Source organism: Pseudomonas sp. LAMO17WK12:I5 (assembly GCF_900215165.1).
Taxonomy (GTDB): domain Bacteria; phylum Pseudomonadota; class Gammaproteobacteria; order Pseudomonadales; family Pseudomonadaceae; genus Aquipseudomonas; species Aquipseudomonas putida_A.
The window spans coordinates 268,467-283,160 of record NZ_OBDS01000002.1 but is presented as its reverse complement, the minus strand read 5'-3'; the positions used below and the strand labels follow the sequence as shown (position 1 = coordinate 283,160).

The window sequence follows — 14,694 nt, the reverse complement described above, 5'->3', positions numbered from 1 at the left end:
TAATGCGACACCAGATCCATGACCTGTTGGCCCCGGTGCCGGGGACCGCACGACAGATCCACAGCTTCCACTTCGGCCCGGAGCAGGCCCAAGGCAAGATCTACATCCAGTCCTCGCTGCATGCCGACGAAATGCCCGGCATGCTCGTGGCCTGGCACCTCAAGCAGCGACTGGCGGAGCTGGAAGCCGCCGGGCGCCTGCGCAGCCAGATTGTGCTGGTGCCGGTGGCCAACCCGGTCGGCCTCGAACAAGTGCTGATGGACGTGCCGCTGGGCCGGTACGAGATGGAGAGCGGGCAGAATTTCAATCGCTGGTTCGTCGACCTCAGCGAAGAAATCGGCAACGACATCGAGGGCAAACTGGGCGACGACCCGCAGCGTAACCTTGAGCTGATCCGCGCCAGCCTGCGCAACGCCCTCGCCCGTCAAACGCCCGGCACACAACTGCAATCCCAGCGCCTGACCTTGCAACGGCTAGCGTGCGATGCCGACATGGTGCTGGATCTGCACTGCGATTTCGAATCCGTGGTTCATCTCTACACCACGCCCGAAGCGTGGCCGCAGGTCGAGCCGCTGGCGCGTTACATCGAAGCTCAGGCCAGTCTGCTGGCCACCGATTCCGGCGGCCAGTCATTCGACGAATGCTTCACCCTGTTGTGGTGGCAACTGCAGGAGCGCTTTGGCGAACACTTCGAGATTCCGCTGGGCAGCTTTTCGGTGACCGTGGAATTGCGCGGCCAGGGTGACGTCAATCACCCAATGGCCAGTCGTGACTGCCAGGCCTTGATCGATTACCTGATCCAGTTCGACGCAATCGTCGGCGAGACCAAGCCGCAGCCGCCCCTGCCGTTCCCCGCCACACCGCTGGCCGGCGTCGAACCGGTGACCACGCCGGTGGGCGGCTTGCTGGTGTACACCGCTACGGCCGGGCAATACCTGCAAGCCGGGCAACAGATTGCCGAAATCATCGACCCGATCCACGACCGGGTCACCCCCATTCATTGCACTGCCGCCGGCCTGCTGTACGCCCGCTCGCTGCGGCGCATGGCTACTGCCGGCATGGTGATCGCCCACGTGGCGGGCGCCGAAGCCTATCGCAGCGGCTACCTACTTTCGCCTTGAGGATGTCTGTCCCATGTACAAATTGACTGTTGAAGGTCTGCACAAAAGCTATGGCGACCATCAGGTACTCAAAGGCGTTTCGCTCAAGGCCAAAACCGGCGACGTGATCAGCCTGATCGGCGCCAGCGGCTCGGGTAAAAGCACCTTTTTGCGCTGCATCAACTTCCTCGAACAACCCAACGACGGCGCCATGAGCCTCGATGGCCAAGCGATCCGCATGGTCACCGACCGCCACGGCATGCACGTCGCCGACCCGAATGAACTGCAACGCCTGCGCACGCGACTGGCCATGGTGTTCCAGCACTTCAACCTGTGGAGCCACATGACCGTGCTGGAAAACATCACCATGGCCCCGCGCCGGGTGCTGGGTTGCAGCAAGCAGGAAGCTGAAGACCGCGCCCGCCGTTATCTGGATAAAGTGGGCCTGCCGGCGCGGGTTGCCGATCAGTACCCGGCGTTTCTCTCCGGCGGCCAGCAACAGCGGGTGGCAATTGCCCGGGCGCTGGCGATGGAGCCGGAAGTGATGCTGTTCGACGAACCGACCTCGGCACTCGACCCGGAGTTGGTGGGTGAGGTGTTGCGGGTGATTCAGGGTCTGGCTGAAGAAGGTCGGACGATGATCATGGTGACCCATGAAATGAGCTTCGCCCGCAAGGTCTCCAGCCAGGTGTTGTTCCTGCATCAAGGGCTGGTGGAAGAAGAAGGCGCGCCGGAAGATGTGCTGGGCAATCCGAAGAGCGAACGGCTGAAGCAGTTCCTCAGCGGGAACCTCAAGTAACAGACGCAGATAAAAACCTGTGGGAGCGGGCTTGCTCGCGAAAGCGGTGTGTCAGTCAAAACTGTTCTAACTGGCACACCGCTTTCGCGAGCAAGCCCGCTCCCACAATGGTGTAGGTAATCGCACAAAATTAAACTTGTCCCGCAACGGCGCGGTCACTGAAGGAACACTTTCAGAGCGCACGCCGCCGGTATGCCCACCTCCACCGACTTCGCAAAACTCTGGTTCAGCGCACGCAACTGGAAGCCGTTCGCCTTTCAAAAGCAGGTGTGGGCCGCCGTCAAACAAGGTCAGTCGGGGTTGCTCCACGCCAGCACCGGCGCCGGTAAAACCTATGCGGTGTGGTTCGCCGCGCTCAACCGCTTCGCCCGCATCAAACCCAGCGTTGCAGACAGCAAAAAACGCAAAGCACCAGCCGAACCACTGACCGTGCTGTGGATCACGCCGATGCGTGCCCTCGCCGCCGACACCGCACGCGCCTTGCAAACGCCGGTCAGCGATTTGCAGATTCCGTGGAGCATCGGTCTGCGCACCGGCGACACCAGCAGCGCCGAACGCGCGCGACAGGGCCGACGCCTGCCGACCACGCTGATCACCACCCCGGAAAGCCTGACCCTGCTGCTCGCCCGTGCCGATGCCAGGACTGCGTTGTCGAGCCTGCGGATGATCGTTGTCGATGAATGGCACGAACTGCTCGGCAACAAACGCGGCGTACAACTGCAACTGGCCCTCGCCCGTCTGCGCCATTGGCAACCCGAACTGATCGTCTGGGGCGTGTCCGCCACCCTCGGCAATCAAGCCCACGCCGAACAGGTGCTGATCCCACAGGGCGGCGGGATCAGCGTGCAGGGCCAGAGCGAAAAATCACTCAAGGTCGACACCTTGATCCCACCGGCCATCGAGCGGTTTCCGTGGGCCGGGCACATCGGTCTGAAGATGCTGCCGCAGGTGGTCGCCGAACTGGACGCCTGCGCCAGTAGCCTGGTGTTCACCAACACCCGGGCGCAGTCGGAAATCTGGTATCAGGCATTGCTCGAAGCGCGGCCGGACTGGGCCGGGCTGATCGCGTTGCACCACAGCTCGCTGTCCCGCGAGACCCGCGACTGGGTCGAGCAAGCGTTGAAGGACGGGAATTTGAAAGCCGTGGTCTGTACCTCGAGTCTGGATCTGGGCGTGGACTTTTTACCGGTGGAACGGGTGCTGCAAATCGGCTCGGCCAAAGGCGTAGCGCGGCTGATGCAACGCGCCGGGCGCTCCGGTCACGCGCCGGGGCGCACCTCACGAGTAACGCTGGTGCCGACCCACAGCCTGGAACTGATCGAAGCCGCCGCCGCAGGTGACGCGGTGGAGCAACGACTCATCGAACCGCGTCTGTCGCCGCACAAACCGCTGGATGTGCTGGTGCAGCATCTGGTCAGCATGGCGCTGGGCGGTGGCTTTATTCCCGAAGAGCTGTACGAAGAAGTGCGTGGTGCCTGGGCTTATCGTGATCTGACACGGGCAGATTGGGCCTGGGCGCTGGCTTTCGTACGTCACGGCGGGCTTTCTCTGACGGCCTATCCGGATTACCGCCGGGTCGAACCGGATGAACACGGTGTCTGGCGCGTGCCCGATGCGCGATTGGCGCGCCGTCATCGCATGAGCATCGGCACCATCGTCAGCGACGCGAGCATTAATCTGAAATTCTGGAGCAAGGGTGGCGGCGGCAAGCAGTTAGGCAGTGTCGAGGAAGGTTTTATCGCGCGGCTGAAACCGGGCGATGGCTTTCTCTTTGCCGGGCGCCTGCTGGAGTTGGTGCGGGTGGAAAACATGACCGCGTACGTCAAACGCAGCACCGCGAAAAAAGCCGCCGTGCCGCGCTGGAATGGCGGGCGGATGCCGCTTTCCAACGAATTGGCCGCCGCTGTGGTCAGCCGCTTCACGGCGGCAGCGCGCGGTGAGTTCGTCGGCCCGGAAATGCAGGCGCTGCAACCGTTGCTGCAAACCCAGGCGCGCTGGTCGGGTCTGCCCACCTCCGACAGTCTGTTGGCCGAAGCGCTGAAATCCCGGGAAGGCTGGCACCTTTTCCTTTATCCGTTTGCCGGGCGCCAGGTGCATCTGGGGCTCGCCAGCCTGTTGGCGTGGCGCGTGAGTCAGCGCCAGCCGCTGACGTTCTCGATTGCGGTGAATGATTACGGGCTGGAGTTGCTCAGCGCCACGCCGGTCGATTGGTTCGAGCAACTCGATACGGCGCTGCTCAGCCCCGAGCATCTGCTGCGCGACGTGCTGGCCAGCCTCAATGCCGGGGAGTTGGCGTTGCGGCGCTTTCGCGAGATCGCGCGGATCGCCGGGCTGGTGTTCGCCGGCTATCCCGGCGCGCCGAAAAGTACCCGACAGGTACAGGCCTCCAGCGGATTGTTCTTCGAGGTGTTCAAGCAGTACGACGCCGACAACCTGCTGCTGGCCCAGGCCGGGGAAGAAGTCCTGCGCGAAGAACTGGATATTCGTCGTCTGGAACAGACATTGGAGCGGATCAACCGGATGAAACTGGACATGCACCTGATCAAACGTCCTACACCGCTAGGCTTTCCGTTGCTGGTGGAGCGCATGCGCGAAAGCATGAGTTCGGAAAAACTCGCTGACCGCATCCGGCGCATGGTCGGCGATCTGGAGAAATCCGCCGACAAGGGTCAAGCCTCATGAGTGCAGCGTATCCCGTGCGCCTGGCTGGTGAAGAACTCTGGCTGCTGCCGGAAAAGGCCCTGTACTGGCCGGCGCAGCAAGCACTGCTGATCGCCGATGTGCATTTCGGCAAGGCCGCGGCCTATCGCAGCCTCGGCCAGCCGGTACCACAAGGCACCACGACGGCGAATATCGAAGTGCTCGACCGCTTGCTGGCCAGACTGCCCTGTCGGCAATTGATTTTCCTCGGTGACTTTCTGCACGGCCCCGGTTCGCATGCGGCGGGCACGCTGAATGCACTGGCCGAATGGCGTGCACGGCACGCGGATCTGCCGATGACGCTGATTCGCGGCAACCACGACAAACGTGCCGGCGATCCACCGGCGGCGCTGAATATCCGCGTGGTTCCGGAGCCCCTGCTGCTCGGGCCGTTTGCCCTGCAACACGAACCCGACCCGCATCCCGAACGACACGTGCTGGCCGGGCATGTGCATCCGGTCTATCGGCTCAACGGCAAGGGGCGGCAGCGTTTGCGGCTGGCATGTTTTCGACTGGGTGAGCGATTGAGCCTGCTGCCGGCCTTTGGTGCCTTTACCGGTGGTTATCAGGTCGAGAAAGACGCTCAGTGCAGGATTTTCGTCATCGGCGACAACGAAATATGGCCCGTCAGTTGAGGTCTTGGGCAAACCTCAGCCGACTGGCCATTCATGGAGTAGCGACTCAGGCCACTGGCGCGGGTGGCGGCTCGTCCGGCAGCGTCGGCTCGCCGGGTTCGGTCGGTTGTTCGTTAGGGGTGTCGGGATCAGGCTGACCGGGAATGCCGCCTGCCATATGGAAAGCCGGGTGTGCCAACAATGACCAGGCCAAAACGCCAACCTGATTGGGCTCAAGCCTTGCCAGTTGGGCGGTGATATGCGGATCGATCTTCATGCAACCTCCTCGGCGAAGGCCCGCTTTGCCAGAAGCAAAAACGGGCAGTACACCCCATAGAGTGTCTGCCCGCCAAAGAATTCCCGCGAACTGCCGGATGGATCAGGTACGCGGCAGGGTCACGCCACGCTGGCCCTGATATTTGCCGCCGCGATCCTTGTACGAAACTTCGCATTGCTCGTCGGATTCGAGGAACAGCATCTGCGCCACGCCCTCGTTGGCGTAGATTTTCGCCGGCAGGTTGGTGGTGTTGGAGAATTCCAGGGTCACGTGGCCTTCCCACTCAGGCTCGAGCGGGGTGACGTTAACGATGATACCGCAGCGCGCGTAGGTGCTTTTACCCAGGCAGATGGTCAATACGTTGCGCGGAATGCGGAAGTATTCGACGGTGCTGGCCAGGGCGAAGGAGTTCGGCGGGATGATGCAGACGTCGCTGTGGATGTCGACAAAGCTGCCGGCATCGAAGTTCTTCGGATCGACGATCGCCGAATTGATGTTGGTGAACACCTTGAAATGGTTGGTGCAGCGCACATCGTAGCCGTAGCTCGACACACCGTAGGAAATCACACGGCTGTCGTCGCTGCCGCGCACCTGGCGCTCGACGAAGGGCTCGATCATGCCGTGTTCCTGCGCCATGCGGCGAATCCACTTGTCCGATTTGATGCTCATGGCGGGTGTCCTGAATAGCGAGGTGGAAAAAATCTGTCCGGCATCTTACCGGGCGCGCCGCCGGGTTCAAAGTCCGCGCTGCAATTCTCGCCGAACACCCTGGAAATACAGGCCCTGGCGACGAACCGTCACACCGTCGATCCCTAAAACAGAGAAACCTTCGCAAGAAACATTGGCACGTTCCGGAAAAAGGGTTAAGGTGGCGCCACTGTGTTGCTTGTGTCACTGAGAATCTCTACACGATATGTTGAATTTCGATCCAACCATCTACAAGAATTTTTCCTGCTCTTTGCACTCAGTCTCGGCCAGGGTTCTTCCTGAGTCGCAGTTATCTTTGTTCAAGGAGTTACACCATGTCTAATCGCCAAACCGGTACCGTTAAGTGGTTCAACGATGAAAAAGGCTTCGGCTTCATCACTCCACAATCCGGTGACGACCTGTTCGTTCACTTCAAAGCTATCCAATCCGACGGCTTCAAAAGCCTGAAAGAAGGCCAACAGGTTTCTTTCATCGCTACCCGCGGTCAGAAAGGCATGCAAGCTGAAGAAGTACAAGTTATCTAACTTGTAGCTTCTTTAGAAAAGAGCCCCGCCCTCAAAGCGGGGCTTTTTTGTGGGCGTGTGTTTTTTAACGGCCACAAAAAAGCAGCCCTCACGGCTGCTTTTTTTTCGACTTGCCTTACCAGGCCACGCCAAACCCTGCGGTGTAGCGGGTTTTGTTCAAGTCCGCATCCTTGGTACCACTGATGATGTCGCGTTCGGCCTTGAGGTTGAGCGAGGCCCAGTCGGTGACCTTGTAGCGCAAGCCCATCTCGGCATCGAGCGCATAGTTGGCTACGTCAGACAGCGGCTTTCCCAGTTCGCCATTGGTGAAGAACTCGACTTTTTTGCCGATCAGGTAACGGTTGTAATCCCACTTCATGGCGACCGAATAGAAGTTATCCTTGCCGCCATCGCTGTACTCGTAATCGGTGCGGTTGAGCAGCGAACCGAGCGAGAACGCGCCCAGCTCGTCGTCCCAGAACTGGTAACCCGGACCGGTACCGACCACACGCTGACGCGACAGCTCTTCAACGTAGTCGCGCTTGTAGTTCAGACGGCCCTGCCAGAACCATTTGTCGGTGAGGAAGCGGTCAAGTGCGTATTCGGCGCGCCAGTTATTGGTGGTGACCTGCTCGTCCTGCACTTCGCGGTTGTATTCGCCCTCGGCGGTGTGCCGCCAGCGGCCATGACGCGCGGTGGTCTTGAAGTCGATGTCGTAATCGTCGGTGTCCTTTTCCGCCCGTTGATAATCCATCGCCAGGCCTATATTGCCTTTCCATACCAGATCCTCGACCACCGGTTTGGGTTTGAGAATCTGCTGAATGCTCGCCAGCTCGACGGTCTTCGGCGCCTCGCCGTTGGCCAGGGTGACCTTGCCGTCATCGGCAGCGGTCAGCGACTTGGCTTTTTCACCATTGTAGGCGTCCTGTTTGACCAGCAGTTCCTGATCGCTTTGCAGGGTCTTGACCTCTTTCCAGTCGATGCTGACCGCACCCGCATACTGGGTCTGAATCAGCAATTTGCCGCCATCGAAAACGGAGATCTTACCGCTCAGCTTGTCACCGTTCTTTAACCAGACGGTATCGGCAAGCAGCGGCGTGGAGGCACTGAAAACAGCAAGGCACAGCAAGGTTCTGGACAACATAAGCGGATCGAGGGCTCAAGTTTGCGAAAAAGGTCGGCATTATCCGTAGGAATAAGACCCTGACAAGGACTGACCGAGCGATTTCCATTGAGTTCATTTCTCATCTGGCCAACGAGCGATTACGCTTGAGCCCATCGATACGACTATTGTTCAGGAACCGCGCAGGTGAAAGAGCCGAATCATCCCGAGGAAAGCCAAGCGCAAATCCGACGCACGGCGCTTTATTCCACCCTTGCCCAAGTGCCTGAGGGCAAGGTGGTCAGCTATGGTCAGTTAGCTGAACTCGCAGGGTTGGGGCGCGCCGCCCGCTGGGTCGGTCGGACCCTGAGCCAATTGCCCGGCGATACCAAACTGCCGTGGCACCGGGTATTGGGTGCCGGCGGTCGGATCAGCCTGCCGCCGGGCAGCCCTTCGGGGGACGAACAACGGGCACGATTGCGTTCTGAAGGCGTCACCGTCCTGAACAATCGTGTGGATATTCAGCGCCACGGCTGGCGTCCGGTAGAGCACAGCGGTTAGAGTGCGCGCTTTGTTTTCGCAATCTTGAGGCAGACTTCAGCCCATGCCCCGTAAAACCTGGCGCGCCGCGCTCGCCGCCTATGCCAGTCCCTCGACGCTCGTACTGTTGTTGCTCGGTTTTGCTGCCGGCCTGCCGTACATGCTGGTGTTTTCGACGCTTTCCGTCTGGCTGCGTGAGGCCGGCGTTGCCCGTGAAACCATCGGCTACGCCAGCCTGATCGGTCTGGCGTACGCCTTCAAATGGGTCTGGTCACCGCTGCTCGACCAATGGCGCCTGCCTTTATTGGGCAAGCTGGGCCGCCGCCGTTCGTGGCTGGTGCTCTCGCAGACGCTGGTGATTCTGGGCCTGATCGGCATGGGCTTCTGTGATCCACAGAAACACCTGTCCTGGCTGATCGCCATTGCCGTTATCGTCGCTTTCGCTTCCGCCACCCAGGACATTGCGGTAGACGCCTATCGCCTGGAAATCGCCGACGACAGCCGCCAGGCCGCGCTGGCCGCCAGTTACATGTCCGGCTATCGCGTCGCCGCCCTGCTGGCCACCGCGGGCGCACTGTTCTTCGCCGAAGGCTTCGGCTCCACCGGCTTCAACTATCAACATTCGGCCTGGACCGGCACCTACGCGCTGTTCGGCGTGTTGATGGTGCCTGCCCTGCTGACTTCGCTGCTGATGCGCGAGCCGCCAGTGCCACTGCGCACGCAGCTGCAGGCCGGCCGCTACAGCTTCGCGCATCAACTGGCCTCGGTATTCGTACTGATCGTGTTGCTGGTGTCGGTTCCGGCGATGTTCACCCAGCTCTACAACACCGATTTCGCCAGCGTATTGTTCGGCCAGATGAGTCCGCTCGACCTGCTGCTCGAAGACCGCGCTTTCCTGCGCGCGATCCTCTATACCCTGCTCACCGGCCTGTGCCTGTCGACCATGGGCCGTCGCGGCCTGGCGCCGGTGCTGACCCCGGTCAACGATTTCATCCTGCGCTACCGCTGGCAGGCGTTGTTGTTGCTCGGACTGATCGCCACCTACCGGATGTCCGACACGGTGATGGGCGTAATGGCCAACGTGTTCTATATCGATCAGGGCTTCACCAAAGACCAGATCGCCAGCGTCAGCAAGATCTTTGGCCTGATCATGACCCTGGTCGGCGCCGGGATGGGCGGCCTGCTGATCGTGCGCTTCGGCATCCTGCCGATCCTGTTCATCGGTGGCGCGGCGTCGGCGGCGACCAACTTGCTGTTCGTGATGCTCGCCGATATGGGGCCGAACCTGAAGATGCTGGTGGTCACCATTTCGCTCGACAACTTCAGTTCCGGGCTTGCGACCTCGGCGTTCGTCGCCTATCTGTCGAGCCTGACCAACCTCAAGTTTTCGGCCACCCAGTACGCCCTGCTCAGTTCGATCATGCTGTTGCTGCCACGCCTGATGGGTGGTTACTCCGGAGTGATGGTCGAGAAGTTCGGCTACCACAGCTTCTTCATGATCACGGCGCTGCTCGGCGTGCCGACACTGCTGCTGATCGCCCTGCACTGGTTCCAGGAAAATCGCCGTGCGGGCCCGACGCCAACGCCAAAGCCTGCACCAACCTCCGTCGTCGAGGAGTCGTAGGACATTTCAGCAACGGCGGGAGGATTCCCGCCGTTGAGCCTCACCGCCGAGCGCAATCCTGTACGTCGGCAAATCTCGCCGGTACACTGCTCCGTCATTTCCAGTCATAGCAACCGACAACGGCCAACCATGCGCACCAGTCAATTTTTGCTCGCCACACAGAAAGAAACGCCTTCCGATGCGGTCGTCGTCAGCCACCAGCTGATGCTGCGCGCCGGCATGATCCGCAAACTTGCTTCGGGCCTGTACACCTGGCTGCCAATGGGCTTGCGGGTAATGCGCAAGGTTGAAGCCATCGTTCGCGAAGAAATGAACGCTGCCGGTTCTCTTGAAGTGTTGATGCCGAGCACCCAACCGGCCGAGCTGTGGCAGGAATCGGGGCGCTGGGAAGAATACGGCCCTGAGCTGCTGCGCATCAAAGACCGCCACGGTCGCGACTTCTGCGCGGGCCCGACCCACGAAGAAGTGATCACCGATCTGATGCGCAACGAGTTGAGCAGCTACAAACAGCTGCCAATCAACCTGTACCAGATCCAGACCAAATTCCGTGACGAAATCCGCCCACGCTTCGGTTTGATGCGCGGCCGCGAATTCATCATGAAGGACGCCTACTCGTTCCACGCCGATCAGGCGTCGCTGCAGGTCACCTACGACCGCATGCATCAGGCGTACTGCAACGTGTTCACCCGTCTGGGCCTGAAATTCCGTCCGGTTGAAGCCGACAACGGCTCGATCGGTGGCGCTGGCTCCCACGAGTTCCACGTACTGGCCGAGTCCGGCGAAGACGACATCGTCTTCAGCAATGGTTCCGACTACGCGGCGAACATCGAGAAAGCCGAAGCCGTGCCACGCGAAACCTCGCGTCCAGCGCCGGCCGAAGAGCTGCGCCTGGTCGACACTCCAGACACCAAGACCATTGCCGCGCTGGTGGAAAAATTCAATCTGCCGATTGAAAAGACCATCAAGACCCTGATCGTCCATGCCGAAGAGCCAGGCAAGCTGATTGCCCTGATCATCCGTGGCGACCACGAGCTGAACGAAATCAAGGCTGCCAACCAGCCAGGCGTGGCCAGCCCGCTGGTCATGGCTTCCGATGCCGAGCTGCGTGACGCCATTGGCGCCGGCGCCGGTTCGCTCGGCCCGCTGAACCTGCCACTGCCAATCATCATCGACCGCTCGGTCGAGCTGATGAGCGACTTCGGTATCGGCGCGAACATCGACGACAAGCACTACTTCGGCGTGAACTGGGAACGCGATCTGCCGGTTCCAACCGTTGCCGACCTGCGTAACGTCGTGGCCGGTGACCCAAGCCCGGACGGCAAAGGCACCCTGGAAATCAAGCGCGGCATCGAAGTCGGGCACATCTTCCAGTTGGGCAACAAGTACAGCAAGGCAATGAAGTGCGAAGTACTGGGCGAGAACGGCAAGCCGGTCACCCTGGAAATGGGTTGCTACGGTATCGGCGTATCCCGCGTGGTCGCTGCCGCCATCGAGCAGAACAACGACGACAAAGGCATCATCTGGAGCGACACCCTGGCGCCGTTCCAGATCGCTCTGGTACCGCTGCGTTATGAAACCGAGCAGGTGCGCGAAGCCACTGACAAGCTGTACGCAGAACTGACGGCGGCCGGTTTCGAAGTGTTGCTGGACGATCGCGACAAGAAAACCAGCCCGGGCATCAAGTTCGCGGACATGGAGCTGATCGGCATTCCTCACCGGATCGTGGTCAGCGACCGCGGCCTCGCCGAAGGCAACCTGGAATACAAGAGTCGCACCGAGGCCGAAGCGCAAGCGCTGCCGGTTGCCGATGTGCTGTCCTTCCTTCAGGCCCGTATCCGCCGCTGAATCCAGATAGAGACCTCATGTTCAAGCGAAACACCTTGGGCCTCGGTGGCGCCGCCTTGTGCGGCGCCCTGCTGGTCAGCGGCTGTGCCAATCAGATGTCACAGCGCAGCGAGCACGAAGAGCGGGTCGAGCGCAAACTGCTCGATCACAGCCTGCAGATCGATGTCGGTGAGCCTAAGGTGCTCGAACTGCCGCAGCGTCGCGTGAAAATCAACGAACAGAAGACCTTCGAAGTCACCGAGTTTGAGGTCACCCGCCGTTACGATCGCTACACGCCTTACCAACCCTGGCGCGAAATCTACGAGATTCCGCTGGGCGCGGTGGCCGTGGTTGCCGGTATCGGCGCCAATGTGGTCAACGTATTCGCTCTGGGCAACCTGCCGGACAGCGTGACCAAGGACTGGTTGAACTACGGCATTGCCGGGGTCAACCCGTTCATGAACGTGCAGTCCCACGGTCGTGCGCAACAGAATCTGGCCGGTATCGATGAAGTCCAGCGCGACAAGCGCACGGAGTATTCGAGCCTGCCGTGGAGCGAGCGTCCGGTGCAAGTCAAGGCCGGCAAGCAGACCTTCGACATGACCACCGACCGCAACGGCGTGCTGCGCCTGAACCTGCTGGACAGTCCGTTCGCCGAAAATGACCTGAATCATATCGGCAAACTGCAGATCAGCGTCGAAGACGGCAAGGATGACGTGCACAGCGATTCATCCCTGGCGATCAGCAGCCATTTGCGCAGCAAGTTGCTGGAAGCGCACGGGCTGATTTACGACGATCTGGAAGACGACGAAGTGAGCCAGTGGGTCCACCGGGTCAAGCGTCTGTCGGAGCTGGGTCTGGAAGAAGAAGCCAGCGAGCTGGAGCAGAGCCTGATCGAACTGACGCGTAACGATCCTGAGTTGCAGGCGGAATTTCTCAAGTCGCTGACCAAGGATGCGGGGCGTCTGGTCGCTGATCCTGGACCGAATTAAGCCTGAAAAGCTTCGCGAGCAAGCCCGCTCCCACATTTGATCGAGTTCCTTCAGATGGAATGCAATCAAATGTGGGAGCGGGCTTGCTCGCGAAAGCGGCATCAGCAACACCACAGGCATTAGCGCTCAAACAACTCCATCTGCTCAAACCCGCCGCGCAAATCCTCCAGCCTCACCCCTACCCCCAACAACCGCACCGGTTTCCCACCCCGGTTGAACGCCTGCGTCAGCATCAACTGATAACTGCCCAGATCGCGCCCTGCCCCGGCTTGCTCCAGTGTGGTCTGGGTAAAGTCATGGAACTTCACTTTGACGAACGGCTTGCCCGGGCGATAACTGCTGTCGATCCGCTCCATGCGGGTTTTCAGGGTTTCCAGCAGCTCCGGCAGCTTGTCGAGGCAACTGCGCAGATCCGGCAGATCGACGTCGTAGGTGTTTTCCACACTGATTGACTGACGGCGGCTGTCGTTGTGCACCAACCGGTCATCAATCCCACGGGCCAGACTCCAGAGTCGCTCACCGAAACTGCCGAATTCGCGCACCAGCGCCAACTTGTCCCACTCGCGCAGTTGCAGGCAATCGACGATGCCGAGCTTGCCCAGTTTGTCGGCAGTGACTTTGCCGACGCCGTGCAACTTGCTCACCGGCAAGCCACTGACGAAATCCTCGACCTGATCCGGGGTAATCACGAACAACCCGTTGGGCTTCTTCCAGTCACTGGCGATCTTGGCCAGAAACTTGTTCGGGGCCACGCCCGCAGACACGGTGATGTGCAACTGATTGGAGATCCGCCGGCGGATATCTTGCGCGATGCGCGTGGCACTGCCGCCAAAATGCGCGCTGTCGGAGACGTCGAGGTAGGCCTCATCCAGCGACAGCGGCTCGATCAGGTCGGTGTAATCGCGAAAGATCGTATGGATTTCCTTCGAGGCTTCGCGATAGGCCTCCATGCGCGGCTTGACGATGGTCAGGTCGGGACACAGCTTCAAGGCATGCCCGGACGACATTGCCGAACGTACGCCATACGCCCGCGCTTCATAGTTGCAGGTGGCAATCACCCCACGCCGATCCGCCGACCCGCCCACCGCCAGCGGTTTGCCGGCCAGGTTCGGGTCGTCGCGCATCTCGATGGCGGCGTAGAAACAGTCACAGTCGACGTGGATGATTTTTCGCTGGGTCATGACAGAAAAGGAAACATGGCGAGCCGGAAACGCAGTATCTCACTGACACCTGTATATAGCACCAGTGGTCTGAATGTTCTTTTCAGCCTGTGGGAAAACCACGATGAATTTATTTTCTCAATCGAGAATCACCGACCGATAGAGCTGAAAGCCTTGCCCCGCCTGCCCTGCGCGCCCGTCTCCTGCACTGGAAAAAGCGCTAACCGATTGAACAGGAACAGATTTATCCAGATTCAAGGTTGACACCCCGGCGATCCTCTGTAGAATGCCGACACACAGACGCGGGATGGAGCAGTCTGGTAGCTCGTCGGGCTCATAACCCGAAGGTCGTCGGTTCAAATCCGGCTCCCGCAACCAAACATCAAAAAAGGCTACTCGAAAGAGTGGCCTTTTTTGTGTCTGTCTGTTTTTCAGACCAGCCTCTGCATCACGCACATCCGGGCGAACAGGAATTCGTTGCATTTCCGAAACTTACCGCGCCGCCGCGACCGTTTGACGCAAATTCACACTTATTTGACCCTTTACGGGATTAGCGGTTGACACCTCGCCGTTCGCCTGTAGAATGCCGCCACACAGACGCGGGATGGAGCAGTCTGGTAGCTCGTCGGGCTCATAACCCGAAGGTCGTCGGTTCAAATCCGGCTCCCGCAACCAAACATCAAAAAAGGCTGCTCGAAAGAGTGGCCTTTTTTGTATCTGTGGAAAAAGTCCTTTCGCAACAATGATCTGT

Annotated in this window: 13 protein-coding genes and 2 tRNA genes; 11 read left to right on the top strand and 4 right to left on the bottom strand. The window is 60.2% G+C overall.

Features of this window, described 5'->3' with window-relative positions:
• Positions 1 to 2: 2 nt before the first annotated feature.
• The 4 genes from CRO59_RS04105 to pdeM all read left to right on the top strand — a co-directional run bounded on the left by CRO59_RS04105 (position 3) and on the right by pdeM (position 5,234).
• A complete protein-coding gene (locus tag CRO59_RS04105) occupies positions 3 to 1,121 on the top strand; it encodes a succinylglutamate desuccinylase/aspartoacylase family protein (protein WP_097086538.1) in 1,119 nt (372 codons plus the stop codon).
• A 13-nt stretch (positions 1,122 to 1,134) separates the two neighbouring features.
• A complete protein-coding gene (locus CRO59_RS04100; RefSeq protein ID WP_003222314.1) occupies positions 1,135 to 1,899 on the top strand; it encodes an ABC transporter ATP-binding protein in 765 nt (254 codons plus the stop codon).
• 192 nt (positions 1,900 to 2,091) lie between these two features.
• Positions 2,092 to 4,581, top strand: coding sequence for a ligase-associated DNA damage response DEXH box helicase (locus CRO59_RS04095; protein ID WP_097086536.1), 2,490 nt, complete (start codon positions 2,092 to 2,094; stop codon positions 4,579 to 4,581).
• On the top strand, positions 4,578 to 5,234 hold the full coding sequence (gene pdeM, locus CRO59_RS04090; RefSeq protein WP_097086534.1) for a ligase-associated DNA damage response endonuclease PdeM: 657 nt from the start codon (positions 4,578 to 4,580) through the stop codon (positions 5,232 to 5,234). The genes CRO59_RS04095 and pdeM overlap by 4 nt, the downstream gene beginning before the upstream one ends.
• A 46-nt stretch (positions 5,235 to 5,280) precedes the next feature.
• Here the strand turns inward: pdeM and CRO59_RS04085 are convergent, their stop codons facing one another.
• A complete protein-coding gene (locus CRO59_RS04085) occupies positions 5,281 to 5,490 on the bottom strand; it encodes a hypothetical protein (RefSeq protein WP_027614346.1) in 210 nt (69 codons plus the stop codon).
• Positions 5,491 to 5,592: 102 nt separating this feature from the next.
• Positions 5,593 to 6,159, bottom strand: a complete 567-nt coding sequence (gene dcd, locus CRO59_RS04080) for a dCTP deaminase (protein WP_003222308.1) — start codon at positions 6,157 to 6,159, stop codon at positions 5,593 to 5,595.
• 353 nt (positions 6,160 to 6,512) lie between these two features.
• Between dcd and CRO59_RS04075 the strand changes: the two genes are divergently transcribed.
• Positions 6,513 to 6,722, top strand: a complete 210-nt coding sequence (locus CRO59_RS04075; RefSeq protein WP_002554837.1) for a cold-shock protein — start codon at positions 6,513 to 6,515, stop codon at positions 6,720 to 6,722.
• 115 nt (positions 6,723 to 6,837) lie between these two features.
• Here CRO59_RS04075 and CRO59_RS04070 read toward each other — a convergent pair whose 3' ends face one another.
• Positions 6,838 to 7,845, bottom strand: coding sequence for a DUF481 domain-containing protein (locus tag CRO59_RS04070; RefSeq protein ID WP_027614345.1), 1,008 nt, complete (start codon positions 7,843 to 7,845; stop codon positions 6,838 to 6,840).
• A 165-nt stretch (positions 7,846 to 8,010) separates the two neighbouring features.
• Here CRO59_RS04070 and CRO59_RS04065 point away from each other — a divergent pair, with 165 nt between their 5' ends.
• The 4 genes from CRO59_RS04065 to CRO59_RS04050 all read left to right on the top strand — a co-directional run bounded on the left by CRO59_RS04065 (position 8,011) and on the right by CRO59_RS04050 (position 12,783).
• Positions 8,011 to 8,364 (top strand): MGMT family protein, encoded by a 354-nt coding sequence (locus CRO59_RS04065; protein WP_097086531.1) that lies wholly within the window; start codon positions 8,011 to 8,013, stop codon positions 8,362 to 8,364.
• A 43-nt stretch (positions 8,365 to 8,407) separates the two neighbouring features.
• The gene (locus CRO59_RS04060) at positions 8,408 to 9,967 is read left to right on the top strand and encodes an AmpG family muropeptide MFS transporter (RefSeq protein WP_097086529.1); all 1,560 of its coding nucleotides are present in this window, start codon (positions 8,408 to 8,410) and stop codon (positions 9,965 to 9,967) included.
• Positions 9,968 to 10,096: 129 nt separating this feature from the next.
• Positions 10,097 to 11,812: a proline--tRNA ligase gene (locus CRO59_RS04055; RefSeq protein WP_041070725.1), complete on the top strand. Its 1,716-nt coding sequence runs from the start codon at positions 10,097 to 10,099 to the stop codon at positions 11,810 to 11,812.
• A gap of 17 nt (positions 11,813 to 11,829) precedes the next feature.
• The gene (locus CRO59_RS04050) at positions 11,830 to 12,783 is read left to right on the top strand and encodes a hypothetical protein (RefSeq protein WP_027614341.1); all 954 of its coding nucleotides are present in this window, start codon (positions 11,830 to 11,832) and stop codon (positions 12,781 to 12,783) included.
• Between the two features lie 119 nt (positions 12,784 to 12,902).
• Here CRO59_RS04050 and dinB read toward each other — a convergent pair whose 3' ends face one another.
• Positions 12,903 to 13,964 (bottom strand): DNA polymerase IV, encoded by a 1,062-nt coding sequence (dinB, locus tag CRO59_RS04045; protein ID WP_097086527.1) that lies wholly within the window; start codon positions 13,962 to 13,964, stop codon positions 12,903 to 12,905.
• 280 nt (positions 13,965 to 14,244) lie between these two features.
• Here dinB and CRO59_RS04040 point away from each other — a divergent pair.
• Positions 14,245 to 14,321, top strand: a tRNA-Met gene (locus CRO59_RS04040).
• Between the two features lie 220 nt (positions 14,322 to 14,541).
• Positions 14,542 to 14,618: transfer RNA gene (locus tag CRO59_RS04035), tRNA-Met, on the top strand.
• Positions 14,619 to 14,694: the final 76 nt, after the last annotated feature.